Source organism: Streptomyces sp. NPDC048338 (assembly GCF_043201055.1).
Classification (GTDB): domain Bacteria; phylum Actinomycetota; class Actinomycetes; order Streptomycetales; family Streptomycetaceae; genus Streptomyces.
This window is the reverse complement of sequence record NZ_JBICYQ010000008.1, coordinates 400674-406882: the sequence shown is the minus strand read 5'-3', so window position 1 is coordinate 406882 and position 6209 is coordinate 400674. Positions and strand designations below refer to the sequence as shown.

Annotated in this window: 6 protein-coding genes; 1 reads left to right on the top strand and 5 read right to left on the bottom strand. The window is 71.6% G+C overall.

Features of this window, described 5'->3' with window-relative positions:
* Positions 1-91: 91 nt before the first annotated feature.
* The 3 genes from ACGFZF_RS21100 to ACGFZF_RS21090 form a co-directional block, all read right to left on the bottom strand.
* Positions 92-1936, bottom strand: coding sequence for a glycosyl hydrolase family 18 protein (locus tag ACGFZF_RS21100; RefSeq protein WP_393556185.1), 1845 nt, complete (start codon positions 1934-1936; stop codon positions 92-94).
* A 163-nt stretch (positions 1937-2099) separates the two neighbouring features.
* Positions 2100-2744 (bottom strand): response regulator, encoded by a 645-nt coding sequence (locus ACGFZF_RS21095; protein ID WP_393556182.1) that lies wholly within the window; start codon positions 2742-2744, stop codon positions 2100-2102.
* Positions 2741-3946 (bottom strand): sensor histidine kinase, encoded by a 1206-nt coding sequence (locus ACGFZF_RS21090; RefSeq protein ID WP_393556180.1) that lies wholly within the window; start codon positions 3944-3946, stop codon positions 2741-2743. Before ACGFZF_RS21090 ends, ACGFZF_RS21095 begins: the two co-directional genes overlap by 4 nt.
* A 151-nt stretch (positions 3947-4097) precedes the next feature.
* On the opposite strand from ACGFZF_RS21090, the gene ACGFZF_RS21085 reads away from it, so the two are divergent.
* On the top strand, positions 4098-4685 hold the full coding sequence (locus tag ACGFZF_RS21085; RefSeq protein ID WP_393556178.1) for a hypothetical protein: 588 nt from the start codon (positions 4098-4100) through the stop codon (positions 4683-4685).
* Between the two features lie 102 nt (positions 4686-4787).
* Here the strand turns inward: ACGFZF_RS21085 and ACGFZF_RS21080 are convergent, their stop codons facing one another.
* Positions 4788-5360, bottom strand: coding sequence for a cob(I)yrinic acid a,c-diamide adenosyltransferase (locus ACGFZF_RS21080; protein ID WP_393556176.1), 573 nt, complete (start codon positions 5358-5360; stop codon positions 4788-4790).
* A gap of 13 nt (positions 5361-5373) precedes the next feature.
* Positions 5374-6123, bottom strand: coding sequence for an ABC transporter permease (locus ACGFZF_RS21075; protein WP_393556174.1), 750 nt, complete (start codon positions 6121-6123; stop codon positions 5374-5376).
* Positions 6124-6209: the final 86 nt, after the last annotated feature.

Here is a 6209-nt window from a genome sequence, read left to right as displayed (position 1 = left end):
CGAGTACGCCCGGTACGAGGGCGATCCTCCGCCTTGCGATACACCACATCCGACGCCGCGGGCCGGTCCTCAAAGATCGCCCGGACAGGACCTAGTTGAGTCCGCTGTTGATGGCGCCGACGAGTTCGCCGTTGCCGCTGTCACCGCTGAACTCCCAGAAGAACGCGCCGCCCAGGCCCTGGTTCTTCGCCCAGCTCATCTTGGACGTGACCGTGGACGGGGTGTCGTAACTCCACCAGTTCGTGCCGCAGTGCGCGTACGCCGTGCCGGCGACCGTGCCGTTGGCCGGGCAGGAGTTCTTCAGGACCTTGTAGTCCTCGATGCCCTGCTCGTACGTGCCCGCCGCCGGGCCCGTCGCCGTGCCGCCCGGGGCGGACTGGGTGACGCCGGTCCAGCCGCGGCCGTAGAAGCCGATGCCGAGCAGCAGCTTGCTCGCGGGGACGCCCTTCGCCTTGAACTTGGCGATCGCCTCGGCGGAGTTGAAGCCCGCCTGCGGGATCCCGGCGTAGGAGGTGAGCGGGGAGTGCGGGGCCGTCGGGCCCTGCGCCGCCCAGGCGCCGAAGAAGTCGTACGTCATCACGTTGAACCAGTTCATGTACTGCGCGGCGCCCCCGTAGTCGGCGGCGTCGATCTTGCCACCGGCCGAGGCGTCGGCCGTGACGGCCGCGGTGACCAGGTTGCTCGCGCCGAACTTGGCCCGCATGGCCTGCATCATGTTCTTGAAGGAGGCCGCCCCGCTGGTGTCGCAGGACAGACCGCAGGCGTTCGGGTACTCCCAGTCCAGGTCGATGCCGTCGAACACGTCGGCCCAGCGCGGGTCCTCGACGAGGTCGTAGCAGGACTGGGCGAAGGCGGTCGGGTTCTGCATGGCCTGGCCGAAGCCGCCGGACCAGGTCCAGCCGCCGAAGGACCACAGGACCTTGATGTTCGGGTACGCCTTCTTCAGCTTGCGCAGCTGGTTGAAGTTGCCGCGCAGCGGCTGGTCCCAGGTGTCGGCGACGCCGTCGACGGACTGGTCGGCGGTGTAGGCCTTGTCGTAGTCGGCGTAGGAGTCACCGATGGTGCACCTGCCGCCGGTGACGTTGCCGAACGCGTAGTTGATGTGGGTGATCTTGGCGGCCGAGCCGGAGGTCACGATGTTCTTGACGTGGTAGTTGCGGCCGTAGACACCCCAGTTGGTGAAGTAGCCCATCTTCACGACGTTCGGGGGAGGGGTGCCCCCGCCGCCGGTGGTGCGCACGGGGACCGCGCCGCTGGCCGGACCGGTCTGGTCGACGGTGTCGCGGGCGACCACCGTGTAGCTGTAGTCGGTGCCGGCGGTCAGGCCCGTGTTGGTGTAGGTGAGGCCGGTGACCGTGGCGATCGTGGTGCCGTCGCGCTTGACGTCGTAGTTCTTGACGCCCTTGTCGTCGGTGGCGGCGGTCCAGGTCAGCTTCACCGAGGTGTTGGTGATGTCGGAGGCGACCGGGGTGCCGGGGGCGGAGGGGGCGTTGTCGCCGGGCTGCGTGGAGCCGTCACAGGAGGCGCCGTTGACCTTGCAGCCGCTGGGGGCGCCCGCGCCGCTGCCGTTGAAGCCGAAGGAGACGCTGGCTCCGGGGGAGAGGCTGCCGTTCCAGCCGACGTTCTTGGCGGTCCAGTGGGTGCCGGAGCTGGTGACGGTGGCGTCCCAGGCGGAGGTGACGGCCGTGCCGGAGGGGTAGTCCCACTCCACCGTCCAGGAGGAGAGGGCGGTGGTGCCGGTGTTCTTCACCGTCCACTTGCCCTCGAAGCCGGAGCCCCAGTCGGAGACCTTGGTGTAGGTGGCGGTGGCCGAGGTGGCCGCTTCGGCGGGTGCTGCGAGGCCGACCATGGCGGCCAGGGGCAGGATCAGGGCGGTCAGACCGGCGGCGGCCCGGCGTCTGAACCCTGTTCTGCGCGTCGGTGCTTGAGTGCTCAACGGTGCTCCTCAAGTTGCGGACGGAACGGACAAGGTGGGGGTGGTCCGTGAACTGTGCGCGCGCCCCGCGAGCGTAGAAAGGTCTGGACCAACCGTCAAGAGGTCCAGACCAACGTCGGCGCGACGGGACCCCGGTCCCGGCCGCCCCGCCCTCCGGCCGCGCTCAGACTCCCAACTCCTGTGCCAGAACGGCCGCTTGGACCCGCGAGCGGAGCTTCAGCTTGCCGAGCACCTTGCTGACGTGCGTCTTCACCGTCGCCTCCGCCATGTCCAGGCGGATCGCGATCTCCGCGTTGGACAACCCCTCTCCGAGCGTCGCGAGCACCTCGCGCTCCCGCCGCGTCAGCACGTCCAGCACGGACGCCTCCGCCGCGCGCACCGGACGGCTCGGCGCCGCGAACTCCGCGATCAGCCGCCGGGTCACGGCAGGCGCGATCGTCCCCTCCCCGCGCGCCACCGTCCGCACCCCCTCGATCAGGTCCTTCGCCTCGGTGTTCTTCAGCAGGAACCCGGCCGCCCCGGCCCGCAGCGCGCCGAAGACGTACGCGTCGAGATCGAACGTGGTCAGCACCAGCACGTCGGCCAGGCCCTCGGAGACGACGAGCCCGGTCGCCGTCACCCCGTCCATCCGCGGCATCTGGACGTCCATCAGGACGACGTCCGGGCGCAGTTCCCGGGCCAGCTCCACCGCCCGCTCCCCGTCCGCCGCCTCCCCGACCACCTCGATGTCCGGGGCGCTGCCCAGGATGAGGACGAGCCCCGCCCGTACCGCGCTCTGGTCCTCCGCGACCACGATCCGGATCGTCATGCGTCCGGTGTCCTCTCCTCGGCGGGCAGCTCGGCCCGTACCTGCCAGATCTTCGCCCCGTCCCCGTGCGGTACGGGCCCCGCCTCGAAGGAGCCGCCGAGCAGGGCCACCCGCTCCCGCATGCCGATCAGACCGGACCCCGAACCCGGGGCGCGCGGTCCGGGCCGGTCGCCGAACGGGCTGTCCACCCGCACCGTCAGCGCCCGCTCGTCGCGGGCGAGGACGACGGTGACCGTACCGGCCGGGGCGTGCTTGAGGGCGTTGGTCAGCGACTCCTGCACGATCCGGTACGCGGCCAGTTCGACGGGGGTCGGCAACGGCTCCCGGCGTTCCTCGGACGGGTCCCGGGTGTCGTCGAGCACGAAGGCCAGCCCGCTCGCCTCGCCGTTCGTCCGGGCCTGGGCCAGCAGCGCGTCGAGCCCGGCCAGGGTGGGCGCGGCGGCGGGCTCGGCGTCACCGCTGCCGTCCCGCAGCAGCCCGATCAGCCGGCGCATCTCCGCCAAACCCTCGACGCTGTTCCGCCGGATCACCGTCAGGGACTGCCGTGTCGTCGCCGGCTCGTCGATCGACAGCGCGGCCGTGGAGTGGATGGCGATGGCGGAGAGGTGGTTGGCCACCAGGTCGTGCAGCTCGCGGGCCATCCGGGAGCGCTCGGCCGTGATCGCCTGAGTGCGGTCCATCTCGGCGAGCAGCGCCGTCTGCTCCGCGCGCAGCCGGGCGGCCTCGGCGGCCTGCCGGTGGTTGCGCACGACGGCGCCGGTGACGGCGGGCAGGAAGGAGACGATGCCCGTGACCAGGCCGATGAGCAGGGCGATGGCGTCCTGCAGCCAGGCGAGGAAGCCGACCGTGACCGCGATGGTGATCAGCCCCGTGGTGTACGGGATGCGCCGGGCGGAGGCGGGCGAGCCGTAGACGACGGCCGCGTAGACGACGTCCGTGAACATCAGCACGGTCGGCAGGCTGCCGTAGGTGAGCTGGTCCGCCACGATCGCGACCGTGCCGACGACCAGCGCGGCCTGCGGCAGCGTGCGGCGCACGGTCTCCGCCGCGGTCATCACGGCGAGCGGGACGAGGGTCGCCCAGCGCGCCGTGATGAGCGGATCGGCCTGCGTGTGCAGCGAGAAGGCGTACAGCAGCAGGCCGCAGGCGAGCCCGGCGGCGGCGATCAGGAGATCGTCGCGGTGCGGTCGGGGGAGGGTCACGTTCCCATCCAACACGGTGGGCGGCGGCGTGACCTCGCCGTCCGGGCCGATCCCCGGCTCCGTCGAAGGATGTAGACGGACGTCGTCACCGGCGACGACGAGAAACGGCGCGGCGGACGGGACGCTGGAGGGGACCGAAGGGATGAGTGCCGTGATCGTCACGTTGATCGTGATCTGCGAAGTCGGGTTCTGGGTCCTGCTGGCCGCCGGACTCGCCGCCCGCTACCTGCTGAAGATGCCCCGGACGGGCCTCGCGCTGCTGCTCTGCGAGCCGCTGCTGGAGATCGTCCTGCTCGTCGTCACGGCGATCGACCTGAAGAACGGCGCCGAACCGAGCTGGCGCCACGGCCTCGCCGCCGTCTACATCGGCTACACGGTCGGCCACGGTCACCGCACGGTGACGTGGCTGGACGGCCATGCGGCCCACCGCCTCGGCGGCCGGGAGCGGCCTGCCGGACCGCCGCGCTACGGGATGGCCCGCGCCCGCCACGAGGGCCGGGTCTGGCTGGGCTCGGTCGTGGCGGCGGCCGTCGCGAGCGGACTGCTGCTGCTCGCCACCTGGTACGTGGGCGACGACGGCGACACCGCGTCGCTGACCGCGTGGATCGTGGTGGCCTGGCGGGCCGCCGGCATCCACGGCCTGATCGCCCTCACCTACCTGATCTGGCCGAAGAAGGAGCCCCGGGGCGGGGCGGGGACCGCGAGGGACGAGAAGCGGGTGCCCGACCGGACGCCCTGAACCCCGGACGCCGCCCCGGACGGGCCGGGACCGCCGGGACGACGGAGTCCCGGCGGTCCCACGACGCCGTGCGCCGACCCGCCGCGGATTACGGGACACCCCCTAGCGCTCGCCGCCCGGGACCCAGAGCACGTCCCCGACCTCCTTGTTCGCCGTCCTGGCCAGGATGAACAGGAGATCGGACAGGCGGTTCAGGTACGTCGCGGTCAGGGTGTTCATCGTCTCGCCGTGCACCTCGATCGCCGCCCAGGTGGAGCGCTCGGCCCGGCGCACCACCGTGCACGCCTGGTGCAGCAGCGCCGCACCGGGCGTGCCGCCCGGCAGGATGAAGGAGCGGAGCTTGTCCAGCTCCTCCAGGAAGCGGTCGCAGTCCGCCTCCAGCTTGTCGACGTACGACTGCTCGACCCGCAGCGGCGGGTACTCGGGGTCCTCCACCACCGGGGTGGCGAGGTCCGCGCCCACGTCGAACAGGTCGTTCTGGACGCGGACGAGGACCTTCACGACCTCCTCGCCGAGCTGCCCCAGCGCGACGGCCGTGCCGATGACCGCGTTCGCCTCGTTGGCGTCGGCGTACGCCGAGATCCGCAGATCGGTCTTGGCGGTCCTGCTCATGTCGCCCAGCGCGGTGGTGCCCTTGTCGCCGGTGCGGGTGTAGATGCGCGTCAGATTGACCATGACCCCAGCGTAGTTACGCTCCGGCCCCGCGGAACGTCCGTGTGCCCACCGTCACGGCGACCGCGGCGAGACCGGCGGCGACCAGGACCCCGTGGAGCATGGTCGCCGTCGCGTAGTGGCCGACATAGGCGTCCCGCACCGCGTCCACCAGGTAGCGGAAGGGCATGAAGCGCGACAGCAGGTCGAGCCAGCCGGGAGCCAGGGTCATGGGCAGCATCAGCCCGGACAGCAGCATCGACGGCATGGCCAGCGCGTTGATGGTGGGTCCGAACTCCTGCGGGGTGCGGACCCTGACCGCCAGCGCGTACGACAGCGAGGCCAGGGCGAGGGTGAGCGCGGCCACGAACACGAAGCCGATCAGAACGCCGGCGAGCGGCGCGCGCAGCCCCATCGCCAGTGCGGTCAGCACGAGCAGCACGGCCTGGAAGACGAAGAGCGAGGCGTCGCGCAGCACCCGGCCGAGCAGCAGGGCGAGCCGGCTGACCGGGGTCACCCGCATCCGCTCCACCACGCCCAGGTTCTTCTCGATGATGACCGAGAAACCGGCGAACGAGGCGCCGAACAGCCCCAGCTGGAGCAGCAGCCCCGGCACCAGGATCTGCCAGGAGTCGCCCGGGCGGCCGAGCGGCAGCCCGGTGAGCAGTGGGCCGAAGAAGAGCAGGTGGAGCAGCGGCATCAGGACGCCGAAGAGGATCTGGAATCTCGAGCGCAGGGTCTGGCGGGCGTAGCGCCCGAAGACGATCGCGGTGTCGTGCAGCAGCATGTCGGGTCCTCAGGAGGCGGGAGAGAAGGAGGCCGGGGCCGGAGCGGGAACGGCGGGCGCGTCGCACCGCTCGCCGCGGCCGGGGC